1 pseudogene is annotated in these 587 nt (G+C 66.6%); it reads left to right on the forward strand.

The annotated features are described in order from the left end of the window. Positions 1-587 (forward strand): annotated as a pseudogene (locus tag ACFQS7_RS31015) (ATP-dependent RecD-like DNA helicase); the annotation flags it as partial.

The following is a 587-nucleotide window of genomic DNA, read 5'->3' on the forward strand; positions in this document are numbered from 1 at the left end:
CATCATCACCTCCGGTGCGGTGCCGGTGGTGCGCCTGACCGAGGTGTTCCGCCAAGCCGCTGGCAGCCGGATCGTCACCAACGCCCACCTGATCAACCAAGGCAAGATGCCGGACCTCAAGCCGCAGGAGGGCTCGGACTTCTACTTCGTCGAGGCGGCCGATCCAGAAACCGGGCTGGAGAAGCTGCTGGCCATGGTCCGCGATCGCATCCCGGGCCGCTTCGGGCTCGACCCGGTACGGGATGTGCAGGTGCTCTGCCCGATGAACCGCGGCGGGCTCGGGGCGCGGTCGCTCAACGTGGAGCTGCAGAAGGTACTGAACCCGCCGGGCGAGGTGCGGGTCGAGCGCTTCGGCTGGACCTTCTGTCCCGGCGACAAGGTCATGCAGGTCGTCAACGACCATCAGCGCGAGGTCTACAACGGCGACCTCGGCATCGTCCGCCGGATCGACATGGAGGAAGGCGAGCTGGTGGTCGACTACGAGGGCCGGGAGATTGCCTACGGCTTTGGTGAGTTGGATGAGCTCGTGCTGGCCTACGCCACCACGGTCCACAAGAGCCAGGGCTCGGAGTACCCGGCGGTGGTCA

This window comes from Dankookia sp. GCM10030260, assembly GCF_042666655.1.
GTDB lineage: Bacteria > Pseudomonadota > Alphaproteobacteria > Acetobacterales > Acetobacteraceae > Paracraurococcus.